Here is a 22,690-nt window from a genome sequence, read left to right as displayed (position 1 = left end):
CTCAGCTGCCAAGAGCACTAAGAGAACGCGGTTTTTCGCTCAGCTATCGGGAAGCACCGGCGCGGGGTCGGAAGAAGGCACGACTGCATTGTTAATCGCGACCGCTGCGCCGTTTTGCAGTTTGGTGAGCCCGCCGACGGCGACCTGGCTCCCCGACTCCACGCCCGACAGGATAGCGACTTGGCTACCGCGCCGCGGGCCGATTTTTACAAATTGCTGGCGAACGCGTAAGCCCTCCACTCCGTCGTCTCGCGCTTCGACGATGAAGACCGCATCCCCGTAAGGGCTAAAGGAAATCGCGGTCGCAGGCAGCGTCACATAATGCTGCACCTCGGCGCTCAGCACTTGCGCCTTGGCAAACATGCCCGGGCGCAGTCGCCCGTCCGGATTGGCGAGCGTCGCCTGTAGCTGGACGTTGCGCGTCACCGTATCGACCTGCGGGTTAACGGCCGTCAGTCGGCCCTCAAAACTCTCACCGTCAAACGCATCGACGGTGATTTTTACGACTTGGCCGACCTGAATCGCGGTCAAGTGCTGCTGCGGCAGCGAGAAATCCACATAAATCGGGTCAAAGGAAAACAGCGGCACGACCGGCTGCCCACCGCGCAGGAATTGCCCAAAGTTTACCTCGCGAATCCCGAGCCGTCCGGAGAATGGCGCGCGCAAAGTCTTCTTCTCAATCGTGGCCTTGATCGTGGCGACTTGCGCCTCCGCAGAGCTAAGCGCAGCGCGCGCAGTGTCGAACTCGGACTGCGAGTTTGCCCCCTGCTGCCGCAGCTCGCTGGCCCGCTCGTAGTTGATTCGCGCGAGGGCCGCGCTGGCTTGCGCATCGGCAAGCTGCGCTTCCTCGCTCGTCGTGTCTTGGCGCAGGAGCAGATCGCCCGCGCTGACTTCCGCACCCGACTCGAAGGCGATTTCCACGACCTTCCCGTCGAGCTCGGTTTCGACGATGATCCCCTGCACTGCCGTCAAGGTGCCGACCGCTTGGAACGACTGTTCCCAGGCTTCTTCGTTCGCAATCGCGCTCACAATCGAGACAGGCGGCTGCGACCAATCTTGCGCCATCATCGCACGGACTTGCGCGACTTTCACAAAAACAATGCCACCAATCAGCACAAGGGCCCCGAGGAGGAAAAAGGCAGAGCGTTTAAACATAAGAGAAAGAGAGAGCGGAGGAGTGCCGCGCAGGCCGAAAGTCAACTCTTGCGCGTAGAAATGATAAAAAAATGGCGCGACCACAACGCACGCGGTTCGCGCCAATGCAAATAGCAGAAATCGTGAAGTGGAAAGCGCGACTATTAGTTTAGCGCGCGAACTTCCTCGACCACGCGCTCGGCAGTGATCCCCAGCTCCTTAAAAATAACCGGTCCGGGGGCGGAGATCCCGAAGCGGTCGATTCCGATAATCGTGCCACGCGGCCCCACGTAGCGGTGCCAAAGCGCAGTGACGCCTGCTTCGATCGCGACCCGTCGCTCACAGGAACTCGGCAACACACTCTCCCGATACTCGGGGGCCTGCCGCTCAAAACGCTCCATCGAGGGCATCGAGACCACACGCACGCCTGACCCGAGCTCGCGTGCAGCGGCCACCGCAAGGTGCAGCTCGCTGCCCGTCGCGATGAGGATATGCGTCAGCGACGTAGTCTCGCGCACGGCGACATAGCCGCCATGCAAGACGCCCTCGCGGCGTGTCTCAGCGGGAATCTCGTTGAGCAGTGGCACGGCTTGGCGGCTCAGCGCGATGAGCGTAGGCCCGTCCTCGCGCGAAAGCGCAGCGGCGTAGGCGCCGACGACTTCCTCGGCGTCGCCCGGGCGAATCACATCGAAGCCAGGAATAAGCCGCAGCGCGGAAATCGTCTCCACCGGTTGGTGAGTCGGCCCGTCCTCGCCCACGCCGATCGAATCGTGCGTGTAAATGTAAACGACCGGCAGCTTCGTCAGCGCAGCCAGCCGCATCGCAGGCCGCGAGTAATCGGCAAACACAAGAAAGGTCGCCACACTCGGGCGGAAGAGCCCGTCGTAGGCGATGCCGTTGGCAATCGCAGCCATCGCGTGCTCGCGGATGCCGAAGCGGATGTTGCGCCCCGCGCGCCCGCCCGCTACGGCGGCGGAGTTCGCCTCCGTCGCGGGCTCGAAGTCGCCCGAGCTTGCGATGTAGTTGAGCGTCGAGCCGTAAAGGTCGGCACTGCCGCCAATGAGCAGCGGAAGCTGCGCGGCGAGCGGCTGGAGCACGTCTTTGCCCGCAGCGCGAGTGCCCCCGTGCTTCGCATCGGCAGGGAAAACCGGGACCGCCGCAAGGAGCTGCGTGGCACTCGGCGCCTTAGCCGCAGTATCGATCTCGGCGGCGAGTGCGGGATTGGCCGTGCGCCACGCCTTGTAGCTGCGCTGCCATTTGTTGGCGACGCGGGCGGACCGCTTTTTCTGCGCGTCGAAGTAGGCGCGAACGTCCTCGCTCACGTAAAAGTGCTCGTCAGCGGGAAGCCCGAGCCGGGCACGGGCCGCTTCGGCAAACTTCGCGCCACCCTCGCCGTGGCCTTTGGACGTGCCCTCGACCTCGGCGATCCCTTTGCCGATTACAGTCTTGGCAATGACAAGCTGCGGCTTCCCGCTCTTGGCGCGGCGCGCTTTTTTGAGGGCTTTGACGATCGCCTCAATGTCGTGGCCGTCGATTGTTTGGACATCCCAGCCAAGAGCCTTGAAGCGCGCGGCGGCGTTGAGGCTCTGCGTCTTATCGGCCATCGCGTCGAGCGTCACATCGTTGGCGTCGTAGATGAGGATGAGGTTGTCGAGCTGCTGGTGCGCGGCGAACTCCATCGCCTCCAGCGCGACGCCTTCCTGCATGCAGCCATCCCCCGCGAGACAGAACACGCGCGACGAATCAAAGAGCGGGTGATCCGGCGTGTTGAAGCGTGCCGCAGCCATCTTACCCGCGACTGCCATGCCCACTGCGTTGGCGATTCCTTGGCCGAGCGGCCCCGTCGTGGATTCGACGCCCGGCGTCTCGCGAAACTCGGGGTGGCCCGGCGTCTTCGAGTGCAGTTGGCGGAACGCGGCCAAGTCCTCACGCGAAACTTCGTAACCGCTTAGATGCAGCCACGCGTAAAGAAACATCGAGCCATGCCCAGCCGAGAGCACGAAACGGTCGCGACCGCGCCAACGCGGCTGCTCCGGGCAATGCACAAGCGCAGAGCCGAAGAGCGCCGCACCGATTTCGGCAGCACCGAGCGGCAGGCCCAGATGGCCCGAGGAGCATTTGTGAACGGCATCAATGGCGAGGCCACGGGCCTGGTTGGCAGCTTTAGCGAGGGTGTCAGTCGGGAGGCTCATAGAGTGTAAAGCGCGGAGATCTAGGCTCAGCTACACAGACCGCAAAGCAGAAAAGGGCGACGACCTGATTTATTGGCCGAGCCCCGCAGTGCTCGCCCGCGCCGCTGCCTAGCGCTGGCTGATACGCTTTTTTTCCACTACGCGTGGGGCGGCGGTCAGTGACCGCTTCCATTAAATTTGGGATTTCGCAACGCGCTATCGCGCGAAAGCGAAATCCCAAATTTAAAAGCACTCCCCCCTTGTCGCGTTGCGACAAGGAGGGGAAAGTAGAGTGATAACCCGTTTGGGCGAGGTGGGAAAAATCACCAGTAAACTCCCGCCTCCAAGTTTGGGTTCCTTTCTACCGAACGCTTGGTTGCCGTGCGTATGCACGGCAACCAAGCGTTCGGTAAATGGGTGCAGGCACAGCCTGCCGCACCACGCGTAGCGGATGCTCAGAGAGAGCGGTCGCCTTGCGGGCACTCGCTAGACCCGCATTCCGGAAGGCGTGAAGCAGCGCCTCATCCTGCCTCAAAAACGAAACGAGCCCCCGTTTGGGGGCTCGTGAGAAAAGGAAGAGGAAGCCTTGGGGCGCATGCGCACTAGGCCCGCGTCCGCTTTTCGGCGCGGACTTCGCGGATCGCCATCGCGGCTTTGCCCTTGCGCTTACGCAAGTAGTAGAGGCGGGCGCGCATCGGCTCGGACTGGCGATCAATCTCGATTTTTGCGACATTGGGCGAGTGCACGGGAAAGACTTTCTCCACGCCCTCACCGTAGCTGATGCGCCGCACCGTAAAGGTCTCCTGAATCCCCGCGCCTTTGCGCGCGATCACGATTCCTGCGAAAATCTGCACCCGCTCCTTGTCGCCTTCGCGCACCTTGGTGTGCACCTTGACACCGTCGCCCACCCGAAACTGCGGGAGCTGGGCTTTGATTTGCGTGGCGGTAATTTCTTTGACGATGGGATTCATGCTGTAGTGTTAGAACTGTTTAATAAATCGGGTCTTAGGAGAGCGGTCTTCCGCTCTTGCTCCGCGCGGCGCCACTTTCCAATCGCGGTATGGTTGCCAGAGAGGAGCACTTCGGGAACGGCCATACCCCGATACGTCGCCGGACGCGTGTATTGAGGGAAGTCGAGCAGGCAGGCAGTGAAGCTCTCGTGCGTCAATGACTTTTCCTCGCCCAAAACGCCCGGGATAAAGCGGGCCAGCGCATCAATGATGACCGCAGCCGCGAGCGTGCCATTAGTCAGCACGTAGTCGCCGATTGAGAGCTCCTCATCAATCACCGTGTCGCGAATCCGCTGATCGATGCCTTCATAATGGCCGCTTAGGAAAACGAGGTGCGATTCGCGCGAAAGCGCTTCCGCACGCGCGGAGCTAAAAGGTGCGCCATCGGGCGTCAGATAAATCCGACGACAGCCGGGGCTTTGCACCGCCTCAATCGCCGCAAAGACCGGCTCGCACTTCATCACCATCCCCGCGCCGCCGCCAAGTGGGCGGTCGTCCGTCGTGCGATGCTTATCGGTCGCCCAATCGCGGATGTTGTGCACGCCAATCTCCAAGTGACCGCGCTCGCGCGCACGGCCGATGATGCTTTCCGACAAAAATCCGTCGAGCATCCCGGGGAAAAGCGTGAGGACATCAATCCGCATCGGCGTAGGAGAACTAGGAAACGGTAAAAACGATGAAAACGGTGAAGAGACAGCTAACCCGCTTGGGCGGCTAGCAAAAAGCCCCGACTCAAGTCGGGGCTTTCACAATAGCTGCAAAACAGAGCGGGGAAACTTGGGCTTAAGCCGCTGCGGCAACGGGCTCAGCAGCCAGAGCAGATTGCGCCTCGGCAGCAGCAGCAGCGGCCGGAGCCGCTTTGCGCGCGCGTTTAATCATCGCGCCCATCGTGTCGGTCGGCTTCGCGCCCTTGCTAATCCAGTAATCGACGCGGGGGAGGTTTAGCTTGAGTTGCTCGCCCTTGTTGCGCGGCGCGTAGGTGCCGAGATACTCGACTGCCGCGCCATCGCGGCGGCTGCGCGCTTCGGCCACGACCACACGGTAATGCGGGTTGTGGATGGAGCCGACGCGGGTAAGACGGATTTTGAGTGCCATAAAAAGTGAATGCGAAACCGAGTGCGTGTGGGTGGAAAAAGGCGCGGAGCACAGGCCCTCACAAATGGCTTGTCAAGCCCCCAGTCCCCGCCCTCGCTCTCGCGGCTTATGAAAGCCGGAATCGTCGGGCTGCCCAACGTGGGAAAGTCCACCCTCTTTAACGCCCTCACTCGCTCGCGCAAGGCCGAGGCCGCCAACTACCCCTTTTGCACGATCGACCCAAATGTAGGCGTCGTCACCGTGCCCGACGAGCGCGCCTACGTGCTGCAAAAAATCGCCAAAACCCAAGTCGTCATCCCCGCGGCGATTGAGTTTGTGGACATCGCCGGACTGGTCGCCGGTGCCAGCAAGGGCGAAGGACTCGGTAACCAATTTTTGGCGAACATCCGCGAGGTCGACGCCATCGTGCAAGTCGTCCGCTGCTTCGAAGATAGCGACGTCATCCACACGATGGGCTCGGTCGATCCCGTGCGTGACATCGAGATTATCGCCACCGAGCTGATGCTCGCCGACCTCGACTCCGTCACTAAACGCATCGAGAAAACGCAAAAAAAAGCCAAGTCCGGCGATAAAGACGCACAGGCCGAACTCGCACTATTGCAAAAACTCGAACCGCACCTCGCCGACGGTAAACCCGCCAACGTCCTCGAGCTCGCCGACGACGAAAAAGTGCGGCTCAAACAATTCCACCTCCTGACGGCCAAGCCCGTGCTCTTCGCTTGCAACGTCGCCGAAAGCGACCTCGCGAACGCCGAGGCAAATCCCTTTGTGCAAAAAGTCGCCGACTACGTGCGCACCCACCACGACGCCGCCTACGTGCCCATCAGCGCAAAAATCGAATACGAACTCATCGACCTAAGCCCCGAAGAAGCGCGTGAGTTTTTGGCCGACCTCGGCGTGAGCGACTCCGGCGTGTCGAGCCTCATCCGCGCCAGTTACGCACTGCTTGGCCTGCAAACCTACTTCACTGCGGGCGAGAAAGAAGTCCGCGCGTGGACGATTCAAAAAGGCTGGAAAGCCCCGCAAGCCGCCGGCGTCATCCACACCGACTTTGAGAAAGGCTTTATTAAGGCCGAAGTCGTCTCTTACGACGACCTGACGAGCTTGGGCAGTGTGGCCGCCGCGCGCGACGCCGGTAAATACCGACTCGAAGGTAAAGACTACATCTTCCAAGACGGCGATGTCGCCCTCTTCCGCTTTAATCGGTAAGCAACGAGAAAAAAGGCCGAGGCCCGCCCCCGCTCCACTTTTAGCGAGCGCAGCAGAGGACTATGCTGCGCTTGAAGTGCGCGAGCAAATGCGCGCGGCGAAACCCTAGTATGTTCCGCACGGCCATACGCGCTGACCTATCCCGATCATTTTTGCCTATTGCTTAGGCTCTGCCAGCCTACTTTTGAGAACAGTATCCGTAATGAAAAATAAAAAAGCCAGGAGATATAAAAATGAAACATGATCAAGTAACGGTCAACATGCAGATTGAAGTCATTGGGCCTCTTAATCTTGCTGGCGTAGCTTCAATTAGAAAAAAAATAACTACTTATATTGAGTCTATTTTGCCAAGAATAAATATGGAAGACCTATCAGGATGGAGGTTATCTTTCCACATTACTTACCTATGCACAGACTTCATTGGAGTTTATAAAAAATTTGTACGGTTTCCTTCAGATAGAGAATGCGAAGTTTCGATTGCCATCGCCATCCCCGATACTACGCAAGCGCCTTATGGCCTACCGCCTGGAAAACATGGAACAATTGGCTTTTTTCATTCAGGAGACAGCAAGTACTGCCATCTTTTGGATCCGGAGTATGATAAATATACCGATCTTGACCAATATGTTCTTGCGTCAGCAATAAAGGCGATAGACCTCGGCTTCACCAAAGGTTTCACTTGTTACGGTAAAAAAATAAAATTTCAAGATTTATAATGACGCGCACATGACGCCCCCTTATATCGCCTTTCAGCGAATAAGGGGGCAAAGCGTAAAAAACATGGGGGTTCGCAATAAAATATAAACAAGCCAGGAGATTTAAAAATGAAAGATAAAAAAGATAAACAAGTAAAGGTCACCAAGTATATTGGAGTTCCTGGGCTTCTTGGTTTTGCTGACGTATTTTCAATCAACAAAAAAATAGCCACTTATACTAAGTCTATTTTGCCAAGAATCAACATGGAAGACCTCTCGGGATGGAGGCTATCTTTCAACATTGGTTACCGATGCACGGACTTTATTTCAATTTATAAAAAATTTTTACGGTATCCTTCGGATAGAGAATACGTAATTTCATTTTCCATCCCCATCCCCGATAGTACACAAGCGCCTTATGGCATGCCGCCTGCCGGAGATGGAAGAATTGGATTTTTCCATCCAGGACAAAGCAGGCACTCCCATCTTTTGGATCCTGAGTATCATCAATATGACAATCTTGATCAATATATTCTTGCCGCGGCAATAAAGGCGATAGACCTTTGCTTCACCAAAGGTTTCACTTGTTATGGGAAGAAAATAAAATTTCAAGATTTATAGCGACTCGCACATGACGCTCCCCTCAAGCTGCCTTTCAGCGACGAGGGGATTTTGCTAATAGCAAGAGGGAGTAGCGGAGCGATTAATATACAGAGGCCGCGAGAATAAAAACCGGCTTCATAGCGCAGCCCTCACTTTGCACGCGCGGGCTTGATGGTCGTGCGTTTTGGCTTCCGACTAAAACTGCCGCGTGCGGTGTCGGGTTGCAGGCCTTTACCGCTGCATAGGGCGTCGATTTGATCGCGAATCACCGCCGCGCGCTCGAACTCCAGTTTGCGCGAAGCGGCGAGCATTTCGTTTTCCAACTCGGCAATGACGGCCTCGCGGTCTTCTACGCCTTCGGCGACTGCCAGTAATCGCGACTCCTCGTCCTGCCCTGCGCGTGCTCCCGAGCCGTCGTAAACGTGAAGGCTGGCTTGCGCAGCACGCTGCACACTGCGCGGGGTGATGCCGTGCTCGCGATTGTAGGCGAGCTGCTTTTCGCGGCGATAGGCGACGACTTCCATCGTGCGCCTTATCGAGTCCGTCTGCTTATCGGCGTAAAAGATGACGCGTCCGCGTTCGTGGCGGGCCGCGCGACCGGCGGTTTGGACAAGGCTCGTCTCACTGCGCAGAAAGCCTTCCTTATCCGCATCGAGAATCGCCACCAGGGCGACTTCGGGCAAGTCGAGCCCTTCGCGTAGTAGGTTTATCCCTACGAGCACGTCGAAGTTACCCAGCCGTAGGTTGCGCAAGATCTCCACGCGCTCAATCGCATCGATATCGCTGTGCAGGTACTCGACGCGAATCTTTGCCTCGCGCAGGTAGCTCGTGATGTCCTCGGAAAGCCGCTTGGTGAGCGTCGTGACGAGCACGCGTTCGCCCGCCTCGACTGCCGCGCGAATCTCTCCGATGAGATGCTCCACTTGGCCTTTGATCGGGTGAAGCACGATTTCGGGGTCCAGCAGCCCGGTCGGGCGGATGAGTTGCTCGGCGATAACTGCGGAGTGCTCTAGCTCAAACTTGGCAGGGGTCGCCGAGACGAAGAGCGTTTGCCCGGTAACACTACGAAACTCTTCAAAACTCTGCGGGCGATTATCGAGGGCCGAGGGCAGCCGAAACCCGAAATCCACGAGGTTCTGCTTTCGTGCGCGATCTCCATTAAACATGCCGCCAATCTGCGGCACTGTCGCGTGGCTCTCATCAATCATCAGGAGAAAGTCCTTCGGGAAAAAGTCGATGAGGCAGAGCGGGCGCTCGCCCGGGGCACGGCCCGAAAGGTGGCGTGAGTAGTTTTCGATCCCGTTGCAAAACCCCATCTCTTGAAGCATCTCCAGATCGTAGTTCGTCCGCATGCGAACACGCTGCGCTTCGAGAAGCTTGCCCTGTGCCTCGAGCTCGGCAACGCGTGCATCGAGCTCGGTCTTTATCGCGACAATGGCGGGCTCCAGCTTGCCGCGAGAGGTCACGTATTGATTAGCAGGATACAGATCAAAGTGCTCAAGCACGCGCAGCACCTGGCCCGTCAATAGGTCGAACTCACTAATCGCTTCAACCTCATCGCCAAAGAACTCCACACGCAGCCCTTGTTCGGAATAGGCGGGAGTAATATCCACCACGTCGCCGCGCACGCGGAACGCACCGCGTTTGAGCTGCACATCGTTGCGCTCGTAGAGATTTTCGACAAGCCGCTCCAGCAAGCGGTCGCGCCCAAAATTCTCGCCGCGCCGCAGCTCGATTCGCATCTCCGTAAACTCTTCAGGCGAGCCCAGCCCGTAAATGCACGACACGCTAGCGACCACGATCACATCGCGCCGCGAGACCAGCGCACTCGTCGCCGCGATTCGCAGCCGCTCAATCTCATCGTTTATCGACGAGTCTTTCTCGATATAGGTGTCGCTCGACGCGATATACGCCTCCGGCTGGTAGTAGTCGTAATAGCTTACAAAGTATTCGACCGCGTTGTCGGGGAAGAAGTTTTTGAACTCCGAGTAAAGCTGCGCAGCGAGCGTCTTATTGTGCGAAATGATGAGTGTGGGCCGGTCGCAACGCGCAATCACGTTGGCCATCGTGAAGGTCTTTCCCGAGCCCGTGACACCGAGCAAAGTCTGGTCGCGATTCCCCGCTTGGATGGAGCTGACCAACTTCTCAATCGCCTGCGGCTGGTCGCCCGTCGGGGCATAATCACTCTTGAGCTGGAAAAGCATGAGAAAACGCCGAGCAAAGCCCACCCGAACTCATCCCGCAAGCACGAGGGGGAAGGCTGAAACTAGCCAAGATCGCCCGCTGGCCCCGGCTAGGATCTGATCCGTCCCTTCGGGCCGCGCCGTAAACCGCAGCGCGGTCAGTGACCGCTCTATCTGAGCTTCCACTACGCGTGGGGCGCAGCCGCAGGCTGTTTTATTTGGCGGCGGGCTCGTTGGCCCGCCGCCCATCGCTGCACCCGTTCAATTTGGGATTTCGCTTTCGCGCTATTGCGCGAAAGCGAAATCCCAAATTTGAAAGCACTCCCCCTGTCGCGTTGCGACAGGGAGGGGAAAGTAGAGTGATAACCCGTTTGGGCGAGGTGGTAAAAATCACCAGTAACCCTTCGTCTCCAAGCTTGGGTTCCTTTCTACCGAGCGCTTGGTTGCCGTGCGAATGCACGGCAGCCAAGCGTTCGGTAAATGGGTGCAGGCACAGCCTGCCGCCCCACGCGCAGTGGGAAAAAGCGTATCAGCCAGCGCTAGGCGACGGCGGCTCCGTCGCAGCCACGTTTCAGACGGGAACAGACCGCTAGGGAGCGGGCGAAGGGGGCTGCGCCCCAGTGATCGTCGAATCCGAATCAGCAGAAGGCGAATCTGCGCTAGAGGAAGGCGGCACCGCTTCCGCAGGCGCGCCGATCGTCGCCTCGCGAGCAGAAGGCTCAGGCGAGTGTTCGGGAGCGACTTCTTGCCCGCCGCCATCCCCCGCAGCCGACTCCGACACGGTGGCAGGGCTTAGCTCTACAGAGCTTGAGGCCTCTGCTTGTGCTTGTGGCAGTGAGCTTGGCTCGGGGGAAGACTCCTTGGGCTTCGGCGCGTCAGGAAAGTTTTCGAGGTCGGGGGCGTCAGCGTTTTCGGCAGCGTGTTTGCGCGACTCGGGCACCGGCGGCGCAGCGAAGAGGCGTCCGTCGATAAACTCCGTTACGTAGCCTTCGGTCACGAGCCAGCGGAGGTCGAGCTGGAGCCGGTGGAGGGCTTCGCGCTCGACCACTGCGTCTTTCGTAGACTCGTCGGAAGCAGAGAGTGAGGCGGGGACTTCGGCTTTTTCAGCTTGTGTGTGACTCGCCGGCGCGGCCGGCAGAGCCTCTTCCGATGCAGAGCTGCCCGCAGTCGACGTAGTCGCAGAAGGCGGCTGGGCGACCTGTGTTTTAATTCCGAGGAAGCGCTCGGGGAGCTCGCTGACGAGCACCATCGGGTGTTTCTCGATGAAGTCGATGAGGGCCGAGATCGAGTCCGCAAAGGTCTGCCCGGGGGTGCGGAATTTCCGCTTCACCGCACAGACGTAGGAGATGCCCTTGGAGCCTTTTTTGAAGATGGTGAAGTGCTCGCGGCGGAGGCGTCCGCGTAGGCCGTTGGCGGTGTCGAGCGGGAAGCGGCGTTGGCGCTCAAGTGCACCTTCGATTGCGCGGCGGATTTCCCCGTCGGGGAGTTTTTCGAGGAGATTGCCGTGAAAGCGTGCTGTGTCGCTAGTGCGGTAAACTTTGTCCCGCGCATGGGTCAGCAAGTACACTTTGGCGTCCTCTAAAGAGTCAAAATAGGCTGCGCTTGGTGCCTGTGCGGCTCCGTCCTCCGGCGGAGCAGAGTTAGCGGACGATTCCTCAGCCGCACTGCTCGTTGGCGGTGCAGCTTCATCAGCTCCTTTGTCATTTGCAGAGCCCTCGACCGCGCTGGCGGCGACTTCGGGCTTCGGCGCCTCGTTTTCGGCAGCGGGGGCTTCGTGCGAGGTGGAGGCGGCTTCCCCATCAGAAGGCTTTTCGGATTCGGAAACGTCAGCGACTGACTCCGAGTCAGTCTCTTGACGAAGCGGCTCTGTCTGCGGCGGCGACGCTTCGCTAGAAGGCGCGGTCTTCTTTTTGCCTGTGCCCCGCCAAGTGTAGCGGGTCACGGTCTTCATCTTTTCCAACCACTCGGCAACCACGGCTTCGTCACGAAGCGTCTCGATTTTAGCGCGGAAGGCGTCGAAAGAGAGGTGCTTTATCCGCGCGTCGAAGTGTTGTTGGACGATTTGATTGTAGCGGTGGTAGTTTGGCGGGCCGAGCAGCTCGCCGGTCACACCGCAGCGGTTGATGACTTGGAAGTTTCCTTTGGGCGGATCGACCTGGACTTGCTCGGTCTCAAAGAACTGGCCGATGTGCTGCGAAACGACGTAGTTGATGACGGCCTCTTCGCTGTCGAAGGGCACGCCATCGGGCCGCGCGATATAGATCGCTGCCTCGCGGTGGCTTTTATTTTGCGCGCTGCTCGCTGGCTGCGCATCCCCCGAGGAAGATGGGGTCGGAGCGCTGGGCTTGCGTGTCAGCAATGCGATGAAGCGGTCGTTTTTGGCGACGACGGTACGCGCGATTTCAAAGAGCTCTAGCGTGCGGTAGGAGCTGCGAATCGTCTTAGCGAGCGCGGCAAAGCTCGTGTCTTCGGGGTAAAAACTAACCGCAAAATACGGGCTATCGTAAGGCGGCTGAAGTGCCTCGCGGTGCTGCTGGAAAAACCGGCCGCCCGCCCCTCCCGCCCCACCGGGCCCACCCGCTCCACTGCGGCGGGCACCTTGATACGAGCCGCTACCCCCTTGTCGTCTTTCGCCCGCGCCAACGGCGCTGCGCCGTTCTTGCTGACCCGCGCCGCCGCTCTGCAGCTCGCCACGCGACGAGAGAGAATCACTAGGCGCGGATCCGCCCTGCGGTTTGCGAAAGCCGCGGCGGTCACGTTGTGCAGGTGCAGAGTCGCCGCGGCGAGTGTCACGCTTATCGCCAAACTCGCGGCGGGCTCGGCCAGTATCACTGCCGCCGTCACGACGTCCTCCACCGTTGTGGTCGCCACGCCCAGCTTGGCGTTTATCGTCCGGCTTACTCTCCCACTTGGTGCCAAAGCTGAAGCCTTGGAGTTGCGAAAGGTCGAGTTTGTTAAGATCCGCAGCGGGAGGAGCCGAGGGCGCAGATCCCTTTTCTTGCGCGGTGTCAATGACCTCAGTCGCACTGCTGTTCGCGGGCTGATTCGGAAGCGGCTGCGGCTGTGCCTGCTGTTTTTCTTGGGTGGCGTCGTCCATTTTGAGGCGGGCGCGAAAACGAGGGCTAGCTCGCTCGCGGCGGGGCTGAGAGGTTTTGCTTGGGAAAGGGGGCCAGAGAGACGGAAAGGGTTCGACTGTGTCAGTACGAGGGGCGGAGCGTGCTGCTCACGCCGCGCCGCCTGCAACAAGATTTTGGCCAGTCATCTCGGGCGGCTGCGGTAGGCCCATCAACGCGAGCAGGGTCGGCGCGATGTCGGCAAGCCGCCCGCCTTCGCGCATGGGCGTTTGCGGGTTGAGCTGCGGGGCGACGACAAAGACCTCCACGAGATTTAGCGTGTGCGCGGTGTGCGGCATGTTGCGCGACGCGTCCCACATTTGCTCGCAGTTCCCGTGGTCGGCGGTGACAAGCGCCGTGCCGCCCACCTGCTCAAGCGCAGCGAGTAACTCGCCCACGCCCGCATCGGTCGCTTCCACCGCGCGCTTGGCAGCCTCTAGCGAACCGGTGTGCCCAACCATGTCGGGGTTCGCGTAGTTGACGACGATGAGCGCGTAGTTGCCGGAAAGTATCGCTTCTTTGCTGGCGCGAGTGACTTCGGCGGCACTCATCTCGGGCTGGAGGTCATAGGTCGCGACCTTCGGGCTCGCGGGGCAGTAGCGGTCTTCGCCGGGAAAGGGCTCCGTGCGGTAGTTATTAAAGAAGAAGGTGACGTGCGGGTTTTTCTCGGTCTCGGCGCAGCGAAACTGCGCGAGGCCCGCACGCGAAACGACCTCGCCGAGGATGTTTTTTAGCGGCGGCGGCTTCCCCGAAATGACCTGCACGGGCAGCCCTGCTTCATACTCGGTCATCGTGGCGTAGCTGAGGTCGAGCTTGGGGCCGCGCGCGAAGCCGTCGAACTCGTCGAGCACAAAGGCTTTTGTAATCTCGCGCGGACGGTCGCCACGGTAGTTGTAAAACAATACGGCGTCGCCATCCGCGAAATGCGGGAGAGGCTGGCCCGCCTCGTCGAGGATGCGCGTCGGCGGTAGAAACTCGTCGCCCACTTGGCTCGGCGCGGACGGGTTTGCGTAGTGACGCTCAAGGGCCTCGGCTGCACTGCGGGCGGTCGCCTCGGTGGCGCGGCCCGCCAGCAGGTCGTAGGCGCGTTGCACGCGCTCCCAACGGTTATCCCTATCCATCGCCCAAAAGCGCCCGCAAATCGTCGCGATCCGCCCAACCCCGATTTCGCGCAGCCGCGCCTCGACTTGCGCAACAAAGCCCAATCCGCTGTCTGGCGGTGTGTCGCGCCCATCCGTAAAGCCGTGGATGAGCACCCGATCTGCCGAAATCCCATCTTCGCGCGCCTGCTCTAATATCCCGTAAAGGTGCTCCAACATCCCGTGCACCCCGCCATCGGAGAAAATCCCCATCAGATGCAGCCGGGCCGTAGGCGAGCCGCGCAAGCGGTCGAGGATGCCCCGCCACACGGGGTTTTGCGCGAGCTGCTTTTCGCTAAAAAGCTTGTTTAGCCGCACGAGTTCTTGGTCGACGACACGGCCCGCGCCGATGTTTTCGTGGCCCACCTCGCTGTTCCCCATCTGCCCGTCGGGCAGCCCGACATCAAGCCCGCTGGCAGAAACAAGCGCGACCGGATAACGCGCACGCAGCGCATCCTCACAAGGCGTCGCCGCCAGAAACGCGGCGTTGTTTGGGTTTTGGTCGGCGTAGGGGTTTCTCCCCCAACCATCGCGGATCACGAGCAGGACAGGTTTACGCAGTGTGTTCGTCATAAAAAGCTGGGGTAAAAAATGCCGACCAGCCCCTCTGCCCTGCAACGCCAAAGGGCGGGCGCGCATCCCCCTTTAGCAGGCGCAGCGGCGTGGGCGCTGTGTCGGCCTAATCGCTGCCGCACAGTTGCAAACCAAATTGACCGTGACAGCCCGCCAAAGCCCAATGACTGTTAGCGCCGCTTATGTCCGCTCGCCGCGCTGTTTTAATCGTTAACCTAGGTTCTCCTGCGTCCACTGCGCTAGAAGATGTGCGCGAGTATTTAGAGGAGTTTTTGGGCGACCCGCGCGTCATCGACCGCCCACGCTGGCGATGGCTGCGGCGGACAATCGTCAACCGGATCATCATCCCGCGTCGGCTCAAAAACTCCGCCCACGCCTATTCGCAAATTTGGACGAAGCAGGGCTCGCCACTCATCACCACCTCGCGCTCGGTTTGTGAGAAGTTGGCTGCCGCGCTCAGCCGTCCCGCAAATGCGCCTCCGCAGCAAGCCGACGCATCGCCGACACGCCCCGACGAGGCCGCTCCAGAACAAAGCGACCACGCCCTCGCGAAGGTGTATCTAGGGATGCGATACGGGCAGCCCTCGATTCCCGAGATCGCCGCGCAAATCGCCGCAACAGGCGTGAAGAAGGTTCTGATTTTCCCGCAATACCCACACTACGCGATGTCCTCTTGGGAGACAGTGGTCGTCCGCGTCTGCGAAGAATTTGCGAAGCGCGCGCCCGACATCCGGCTAGACTGCGTAAAACCGTTTTATGCAGACGCGGACTATATCGATGCACTCGCTGCGGTGTGCCGCCCGTATCTCGAAGCGCGCCCCAACCCCGCGCCGCACGACCACCTGCTCTTTAGCTATCACGGAATCCCCGTGCGGCATGTGGACATCGCGAGCTTGCGCGGAGTAACGGCAAACTTCGTCGATCATCCGCTCGCCCAGTGGACGCCCGAAACCGGCGGGCTCTCCTACGTCGAACACATCAAGCAAACGACGGAAAAACTTCTCTTACGGCTAGGCGGCCTCGCTCCGCGCCACTCACTCGCCTACCAATCGCGACTCGTCGGCGAGCCCTGGCTCTCGCCCTACACCGATATCGAACTCGTGCGCTTAGCGCAGGAAGAAGGCGTTCGGCGGCTCTTCGTCCTATGCCCCGCCTTTACGACCGACTGCCTCGAAACACTCGAAGAAATCCAATGCCAAGGCCGTGACAGCTTTCTGGGAGCGAACGGCGACAAGTGCGATAGCGCGAGCGGCGATGCGGGCGGCAGCCTTGGCGGCGACTCGTTTCAACAAATCCCCTGCCTCAACGACCATCCCGCCTATATTGATTTCCTCGCAAGCCGCGTCCGGCACTGGGCTGCGAGTTGAGCAGCCGAAGCGAGCGAGAGATAATGGGCAAATCCCCCTCTTCTGAAAACTCGCCCCGCTGGGGCGCGTTTTTGCGTAAAGCGAGATTGCGTATTGGCCGCGGTGTCATACCACTGCGCGTCGTCGTGTTTTCCTGTGCCCGCATTTTCATCCTTTCGGTGATGACCCTCGCTTGGGGGGTGGGTTTTTTTCACAGCAGTCTCTGTGCTGCAGACTGGCTTCCCGATCACGAACACCACCACCCCGCCTATCACGATCCGGCAAACCCTCACGCGCACGAACACACGGTGGGCGACGGAGGAGACCAGGAACCCCTCTGGGCCGCTCAGCCCACTTCGCACGCCTCGCTCCTGCTCGCCGTTCTTACGGCACTGCTGCTTGCACCGCTTTTCCTGTCCCCGCGCTGGACCTTGAGCGCGCTACTGCGCGTCGCGCGTCCGAAAGTCGCTCCACGTTGGCGTATCAACGGGAGTCATACGCGAGACCCGATCTGGCACTTCGTGCGCCGCTGCGCACCCGACATCGCCGCCCCACCTCTGCGTTGAGCTCACTGTAGGCCAAATCCACTCCCCCCTCTCTCTAAAGGGGCTGAGTGATTTGGGATAGCTCTCTAACAGGCCGCCAACGCGCAGCCTGAAAAAACAAAAGGGGCTACGCCCCGGGGTTCCAATGTCTCTACGTTTTTCTCTTTTTTTGGCTGCGCTCGTCTCGACGACCGCACACGCCGTTCCGTCCGCTCTCTCCACGCCGCGCGCACTTACGCTCGACGAGGCCATCCACCACGCCTGGGCCCGTGACCCACAAGTCGCCGCCCTCGCGCTCGCTCCGCAACTCGCCCAAGCCCGCGAGCTCCAAGCGGGCCTGCGCCCTGCTCCACGGCTCGAGGCCAACACCGCCCTCGGGCTCGATGATAAGAGCGAGTGGGCGCTCGGGCTTGGGCTGAGCCAATCGCTCCCACGCCGCGAACGCGTCGCCCTCGCTCGTGCTTATGCGCGGCTCGGCGGGGAGGCCGCCCCCATCACGCTTGCGCTGCGCCGCACACAACTCGCCGACAAGGTTCGCCGACTCTGGTATGCGCTCGCCGTGCAAGACGCACGCGCGACCCTCACCGAGCAGATGTTTGCCGCAAACCGCGCCCTCGCCGATGGCCTCGTGGAGCGCCATGCGGCGGGCGAAATCGCCGAGAGCGATTGGTTATTCCTAAAACTCGAACTCGGCCGCAGCGCTCAAGCCCAAGCCCTCGCCAAAGCCGAGCGCGACGCCACTCGCGCCCAGCTTCGCGCCCGCTTGCGTTGGCCCGCAGCAGAGCCACTCCCAGCGCTGCAACTCGCACTCAACCCGCTGCTTGAGGTCACGCTTCCCGAAGGAAACGCGGGAGTCGCCTCTCTCCCCAGCCTCACGCTCGCAGAACACGAAGTCGCCAAAGCGCGGGCCGCCCTCGACCTCGCACGCAGCGAGTCGCGCGAAGACTGGACGGTGGGCGCAGGCGTCGAGGTTGAACGCCGTGCCAACGACGCGAGCGGCCGGCTCAGCAGCGAGCCGCGCCTCACGCTAAGCACCTCCGCACCTTGGCCCGTGCGCTCAGGCCGCGCGCCCAACCGAGGAGTCATCGCCGAGCGCGAAGCGGCGCTACGAATCGCCCAAGCCGAGCTCGACGCACTGCGCGACGAGCTTGCTGCCGAAGCCCATGCCGCACTCGCCACCGCCCGCGCCCTGCAACCCGAAGTGCTCCGCTATCGCGAATTCGCGCAGCACGCCGCCACCGCACAGCAAACGCTAAGCCCACTACTCGCGCGCGGTGAGATCTCCCCCCGCGAGCTCGGCCAAGCTCAGCAACAGCACGCCGCGATTGAGGCCGAGTTTCTCGATGCCGCCGCCCGCTACCTAGAAGCCCGAGCCACGCTCGAAACAGCACTAGGCCAAATCCCCCCACAACCCCAGCTCTAACCCTTTTCTAACACATGAAACTTTTCCTCACTACGCTCTGTATCGCCGCTTTCGCTACACTGGCCCGCTCCGCAGAAATCGAAGTCAGCGCGCAAGTCGCCCAAAACATCGGGCTGCAAACTGCCGTGGCGGAGCTGCGCCCCATCGAGCGCAGCGTCTCCGCCCTTGGCCGAGTCGAGGCCGAGCCCGGCAGCCTAGTGGCCATCACCTCACGCGTCGCCGGTCGCGTTACCGCACTCGCCGTGCACGACGGCCAACGAGTCGAGGTCGGTGACTTCCTAGTCGAGGTCGAGTCGCGCGTCGCTGCCCAGACACCGCCCCGCCTGCGCTTCACCTCGCCCATCGCGGGCCGCGTCCTCGAAGCGGAGATTCCGCTGGGTGGCGCAGTCGAGCCTGCCGATACGCTCCTCACACTCGTCGACTTGAGCGAAGTCGATGTCGTTGGCGAAATCCACATCCGCGACCTGGCCAACGTGCAACTCGGCCAACGCGTTCGCGTGCGCAGCGCGGCCTACCCGGGCGAAGTCTTCGAGGGCGAGCTAAAGACCATCGCCGCCAATGTAGACCGCCAAACAGGCACGCGGCGCATCTTCGTCCACACGCCCAACCTTCAGGAAAAACTCCTCCTCGGCATGCGCGTACAGCTCTCGATTGTAGTCGAGGATCAAGCACGCGCGGTCGTCGTGCCACGCGAAGCGGTGCGCGGCGAAGCAGGCGATTTTTTTGTCTTTCGTGAGCTCCCGAGTGCAGGCGGAAACGCTGGCCTCAGCGCGTCACACGAACGGCACTACGAGCGCACAAGCGTCGTCGTCGGTCTGCGCGACGACCGCTTCGTGGAGATCATTGATGGAGTTCTCCCGGGCGACCGCATCGTCACGCGCGGCAACTACCAACTCGAATACCTTGAGGCCGCACGCGGCGAAGGGTCCGCCGCATTTGATGATGGGCACGGGCACACTCACTAACGCGCCACAGCGCAAAGCCTCCCGCACACTCACACCTCACAACTCGGCCCACTTCCCCCGCCATGTTAAAACGGCTCATTCATTTCTCGCTGCGCAACCGGCTCAGCGTCCTCGCGCTTGCCGCGCTCGTCCTCGGCTACGGTGGCACTGTCGCGCTCAAACTCCCCATCGACGTCTTCCCCAACCTCAATCGTCCGACGGTCACGCTCATGACCGAGGCCGCAGGACTCGCCCCCGAAGAGGTCGAAACGCTGATTTCCATCCCACTCGAAACCGCACTCAACGGTGCACCCGGCGTGCAACGCGTCCGCGCCCAATGCGGCGTTGGGCTCTCAATCATCTACGTCGAGTTCGACTGGGGCCAAGACATCTACCGCGCACGCCAACTCGTCCAAGAACGCGTTGAACTCGCCCGCCCGCGACTCCCGCTCGGCACAGAGGTTCACATGGGCCCGATCTCCTCGCTCATGGGCGAAATCCTGCTCGTCGGGCTCACCACGGAGCCCCTCGCGGAAGCGAGCAGCGAAGGAAAAAGAGAGCGCAGCCCGGCCTCCGCAGTCCTCACGCCGCCCGAGTTGCGCACACTCGCTGATTGGGAACTCGGCCCGCGCCTACTCACGCTTAGCGGCGTCTCGCAAGTGATGGTCATTGGCGGCGGCCGCCAGCAACTCCACATCAACCTCGACTCCGAAAAAATGGCCGCGCACGGCGTCGGCTTCGAGGAAGTCGCCACCGCCGCAGCCGAGGCACAAGGCAGCTCGGGCGGCGGTTTCCTAATCGACGGCCCGCGCGAGCGACTCATCCGCAATCTCGCCCGCAGTGCCGATCCCGCCGAACTCGGCGCAGTCGTCATCCGCCCTGCGAGTGTAGAAAGTGAGGAGCGAAACGAGTCCACTCGTGGACGAGTCGGCCCGGCCCGCGCTCCCGACGCCTCGCAAAATGAATGGGGCTACGCCACCGCCTCCCCGCTCTTCATTCGCGACGTCGCCGATGTCGCGCTCGGCACGCAGCCGATGCGCGGCGACGCGGGCGTAAACGCCGCCCCCGCCGTCATCCTCGCCGTCCAAAAACAGCCCGATGCCGACACTACCGAGCTCACACGCCGGATTGAGCGCGCACTCGAAGAGATGCGCCCCTCCCTGCCGCCCGGCGTGCAGATCCAAGTGCTCTTTCGCCAAGCGACCTTTATCGAAAACGCCATCGCCAACGTGAAGGAGGCCATCCGCGACGGTTCGCTGATGGTCATCCTCGTGCTCTTCGTATTCCTGCTCAACTTCCGCACGACCTTCATCACGCTCACGGCCATCCCGCTGAGCTTCGCCCTCTCCGCGCTCGTCTTCCAGTGGCTGGGAGTCTCCATCAACACCATGACGCTCGGCGGGCTAGCGGTCGCAGTCGGGCTCGTTGTGGACGATGCGATCGTAGACGTAGAAAATGTGTTTCGCCGCCTCCGCGAGAATCGCGCCGCACCAAGCCCACTCCCCACACTTAAAGTCATCGGCGAGGCGAGCAGCGAAGTCCGCAGCTCCATCCTCTACGCGACACTCGTCATCGTGCTCGTCTTCCTGCCGCTCTTCGCGCTAAGCGGCATCGAGGGCCAGTTCTTCGCGCCCATCGGCATCGCGATCATCGTCTCGATGCTCGCCTCCTTCCTCGTCTCGCTGACGGTCATCCCTGCGCTGTGCAGCTACCTGCTCCCGCGGATGAAGCGGATGCGCGAAAACCGCGACGCATGGTTCGTGCGCGTGCTCAAGGCCGCCAGCTCGCGCTGGATACTCGGCCCCTCGTTGAGCCACCCCTGGGTGCCTATGTCGCTCGCACTCGTGCTCGTCGCCGCCTCCGCTGCGCTTTACCCACGGATGGGCAAAACCTTCCTGCCCGAGTTTAACGAGGGCACCGCCATCGTTTCTCTAATTATGCCGCCGGGCACCTCCCTAGAAGAAAGCGACCGCATGGGCCGTATCGGCGAAAAACTCCTCCTGACCATCCCCGAAATCGAGCACACAGGACGCCGCACAGGACGTGCCGAGCTCGACGAACACGCCGAAGGCGTGCACCGCTCCGAAATCGATATCGAGTTTGCCAAAAGTAAGCGCAGCCGCGCCGAGATACTCGGCGAGATTCGCGAAAAACTCGGCGGACTCCCCGGCGTAGTGCTCAACGTAGGACAACCCATCTCTCACCGGCTCGACCACATGCTCTCGGGCGTGCAGGCCGCAATCGCCGTCAAAATCTCCGGTCCCGACCTGGCCCAGCTCCGCCGCTACGCCGCGCAAGCCAAAGACGCGATTTCTAACATCGAGGGCCTCGTAGACCTGCAAATCGAAGCCCAAACCCTAGTCCCCCAAGTGCGCGTCGAGATCGACCGCGAGCGCGCCGCACACTACGGACTGCGCCCGGGCGAGCTCAGCGAACGGCTCGAAGCCGGGCTCAATGGCCGCGTCGTCTCCCAAGTCCTCGACGGCACCCGCTCGATCGATCTCGTCCTGCGCTATGCCGACCACGCCGAAATGAACAAAGCGGAAACCCGCCCGGGCGAGTTGATCGGAGCCACGCGCAGCGACGCCCTCGGCGAGGCCGCCACGCCTGCGTCGCAAAATAAAGCAGGGCGCAGGCCCTTACGCAGCGACATTGAGCGACTGCGCGCGCTCCTCATCGATACCCCACTCGGCGGCGCAATCCCGCTCGCCCAAGTCGCCGACGTGCACGAAGCCCTCGGGCCCAACGCCATTAACCGCGAAGACGCCATGCGCCGCATCGTCATCTCTGCCAATGTCGGCGGCTCCTCGCGCCGCGCGCTCGACGCCATCGTCGCCGACATCCAAACGACGCTCGCCCAAGCCCTGCCGATGGAGAGCGGCTACTTCATCTCCTACGAAGGCCAGTTCCAAAGCCAGCAAGCCGCCGCGCGACTCATCGGGCTACTCGCCCTGCTGACCCTGGCGGCGATCTTTCTGCTGCTCTACTCGCACTTTCGCTCGGCGATGATTGTCGCCCAAGTCCTGCTCAACGTGCCTCTCTCCTTCATCGGAGCGCTCGCCCTCACCTATTGGACAATCGGCACAATCTCGGTAGCCACACTCGTCGGGCTCATCACCTTGGCCGGTATCGCCACGCGCAATACAATCATGATGATCTCGCACTACCTGCACCTCATACAACACGAAGGCGAAAAGTTCGGCCCACAAATGATTCTGCGCGGCTCACTGGAGCGACTCGTGCCGGTGACTATGACCGCGCTCGCCGCCGGGCTCGCACTCATCCCGCTCGCACTCGCCGCCCACGAACCGGGCAAGGAAATCCTCTACCCTGTCGCTATTGTGATTTTGGGCGGACTGCTCAGCTCCACCCTCCTCGACATGGCCGTGACGCCCGCCGTGTTTTTAAAATTTGGCAAACGCGCCGCAGCCGCTGCGCTAGCACAACCCACGCACGACTAAGCGCCCAGTGCTCCCTTCTCCCTAAAACGACAACCCACACACAAAC

At 61.2% G+C, this 22,690-nt stretch carries 16 protein-coding genes; 8 read left to right on the top strand and 8 right to left on the bottom strand.

Annotated elements, in window-relative coordinates; all coding sequences use genetic code 11:
• Positions 1 to 39 precede the first annotated feature (39 nt).
• The 5 genes from AXK12_RS06925 to rpsP form a co-directional block, all read right to left on the bottom strand.
• Positions 40 to 1,155 carry an efflux RND transporter periplasmic adaptor subunit gene (locus AXK12_RS06925; RefSeq protein WP_068712873.1) on the bottom strand — a complete coding sequence of 372 codons (1,116 nt, stop codon included), beginning with the start codon at positions 1,153 to 1,155 and terminating at the stop codon, positions 40 to 42.
• A 143-nt stretch (positions 1,156 to 1,298) separates the two neighbouring features.
• Positions 1,299 to 3,326: a transketolase gene (gene tkt, locus AXK12_RS06920; protein ID WP_068712831.1), complete on the bottom strand. Its 2,028-nt coding sequence runs from the start codon at positions 3,324 to 3,326 to the stop codon at positions 1,299 to 1,301.
• A 581-nt stretch (positions 3,327 to 3,907) separates the two neighbouring features.
• Positions 3,908 to 4,276: a 50S ribosomal protein L19 gene (rplS, locus tag AXK12_RS06915; RefSeq protein WP_068712829.1), complete on the bottom strand. Its 369-nt coding sequence runs from the start codon at positions 4,274 to 4,276 to the stop codon at positions 3,908 to 3,910.
• Complete coding sequence (gene trmD, locus AXK12_RS06910; protein WP_068712827.1) at positions 4,273 to 4,959, bottom strand: tRNA (guanosine(37)-N1)-methyltransferase TrmD; 687 nt, start codon at positions 4,957 to 4,959, stop codon at positions 4,273 to 4,275. Before trmD ends, rplS begins: the two co-directional genes overlap by 4 nt.
• A gap of 139 nt (positions 4,960 to 5,098) precedes the next feature.
• The gene (gene rpsP / locus AXK12_RS06905; RefSeq protein WP_068712825.1) at positions 5,099 to 5,410 is read right to left on the bottom strand and encodes a 30S ribosomal protein S16; all 312 of its coding nucleotides are present in this window, start codon (positions 5,408 to 5,410) and stop codon (positions 5,099 to 5,101) included.
• 108 nt (positions 5,411 to 5,518) lie between these two features.
• Between rpsP and ychF the strand changes: the two genes are divergently transcribed.
• The 3 genes from ychF (at position 5,519) to imm9 (AXK12_RS08575) (ending at position 7,935) form a co-directional block, all read left to right on the top strand.
• Entirely contained in the window at positions 5,519 to 6,619 is a 1,101-nt protein-coding gene (ychF, locus tag AXK12_RS06900; RefSeq protein WP_068712823.1) for a redox-regulated ATPase YchF, read from the top strand.
• A gap of 233 nt (positions 6,620 to 6,852) precedes the next feature.
• A complete protein-coding gene (gene imm9, locus AXK12_RS08580) occupies positions 6,853 to 7,335 on the top strand; it encodes an Imm9 family immunity protein (protein ID WP_082782717.1) in 483 nt (160 codons plus the stop codon).
• Between the two features lie 108 nt (positions 7,336 to 7,443).
• The gene (imm9, locus tag AXK12_RS08575) at positions 7,444 to 7,935 is read left to right on the top strand and encodes an Imm9 family immunity protein (RefSeq protein ID WP_082782716.1); all 492 of its coding nucleotides are present in this window, start codon (positions 7,444 to 7,446) and stop codon (positions 7,933 to 7,935) included.
• A gap of 131 nt (positions 7,936 to 8,066) precedes the next feature.
• On the opposite strand, the gene uvrB is transcribed toward imm9 (AXK12_RS08575), so the two are convergent.
• The 3 genes from uvrB to gpmI form a co-directional block, all read right to left on the bottom strand.
• Positions 8,067 to 10,121, bottom strand: a complete 2,055-nt coding sequence (gene uvrB, locus AXK12_RS06890; RefSeq protein WP_068712871.1) for an excinuclease ABC subunit UvrB — start codon at positions 10,119 to 10,121, stop codon at positions 8,067 to 8,069.
• A 568-nt stretch (positions 10,122 to 10,689) separates the two neighbouring features.
• Positions 10,690 to 13,197, bottom strand: coding sequence for a hypothetical protein (locus tag AXK12_RS06885; protein WP_156468919.1), 2,508 nt, complete (start codon positions 13,195 to 13,197; stop codon positions 10,690 to 10,692).
• Between the two features lie 126 nt (positions 13,198 to 13,323).
• Positions 13,324 to 14,925 (bottom strand): 2,3-bisphosphoglycerate-independent phosphoglycerate mutase, encoded by a 1,602-nt coding sequence (gpmI, locus tag AXK12_RS06880; protein WP_068712819.1) that lies wholly within the window; start codon positions 14,923 to 14,925, stop codon positions 13,324 to 13,326.
• Between the two features lie 182 nt (positions 14,926 to 15,107).
• Between gpmI and hemH the strand changes: the two genes are divergently transcribed.
• From hemH to AXK12_RS06855, 5 genes are all read left to right on the top strand, one after another.
• Entirely contained in the window at positions 15,108 to 16,292 is a 1,185-nt protein-coding gene (gene hemH, locus AXK12_RS06875) for a ferrochelatase (RefSeq protein ID WP_068712816.1), read from the top strand.
• Positions 16,293 to 16,417: 125 nt separating this feature from the next.
• Positions 16,418 to 16,837, top strand: coding sequence for a hypothetical protein (locus tag AXK12_RS06870; RefSeq protein WP_197457017.1), 420 nt, complete (start codon positions 16,418 to 16,420; stop codon positions 16,835 to 16,837).
• 124 nt (positions 16,838 to 16,961) lie between these two features.
• Positions 16,962 to 18,239: a TolC family protein gene (locus AXK12_RS06865; RefSeq protein ID WP_068712811.1), complete on the top strand. Its 1,278-nt coding sequence runs from the start codon at positions 16,962 to 16,964 to the stop codon at positions 18,237 to 18,239.
• A gap of 14 nt (positions 18,240 to 18,253) precedes the next feature.
• Positions 18,254 to 19,204 (top strand): efflux RND transporter periplasmic adaptor subunit, encoded by a 951-nt coding sequence (locus AXK12_RS06860; protein WP_068712809.1) that lies wholly within the window; start codon positions 18,254 to 18,256, stop codon positions 19,202 to 19,204.
• 62 nt (positions 19,205 to 19,266) lie between these two features.
• Entirely contained in the window at positions 19,267 to 22,644 is a 3,378-nt protein-coding gene (locus tag AXK12_RS06855) for an efflux RND transporter permease subunit (RefSeq protein WP_068712807.1), read from the top strand.
• Positions 22,645 to 22,690: the final 46 nt, after the last annotated feature.

This window comes from Cephaloticoccus capnophilus (assembly GCF_001580045.1).
In the GTDB taxonomy this organism is placed as follows: Bacteria; Verrucomicrobiota; Verrucomicrobiia; order Opitutales; family Opitutaceae; genus Cephaloticoccus; species Cephaloticoccus capnophilus.
This window is presented reverse-complemented; position numbering and strand designations above follow the sequence as displayed.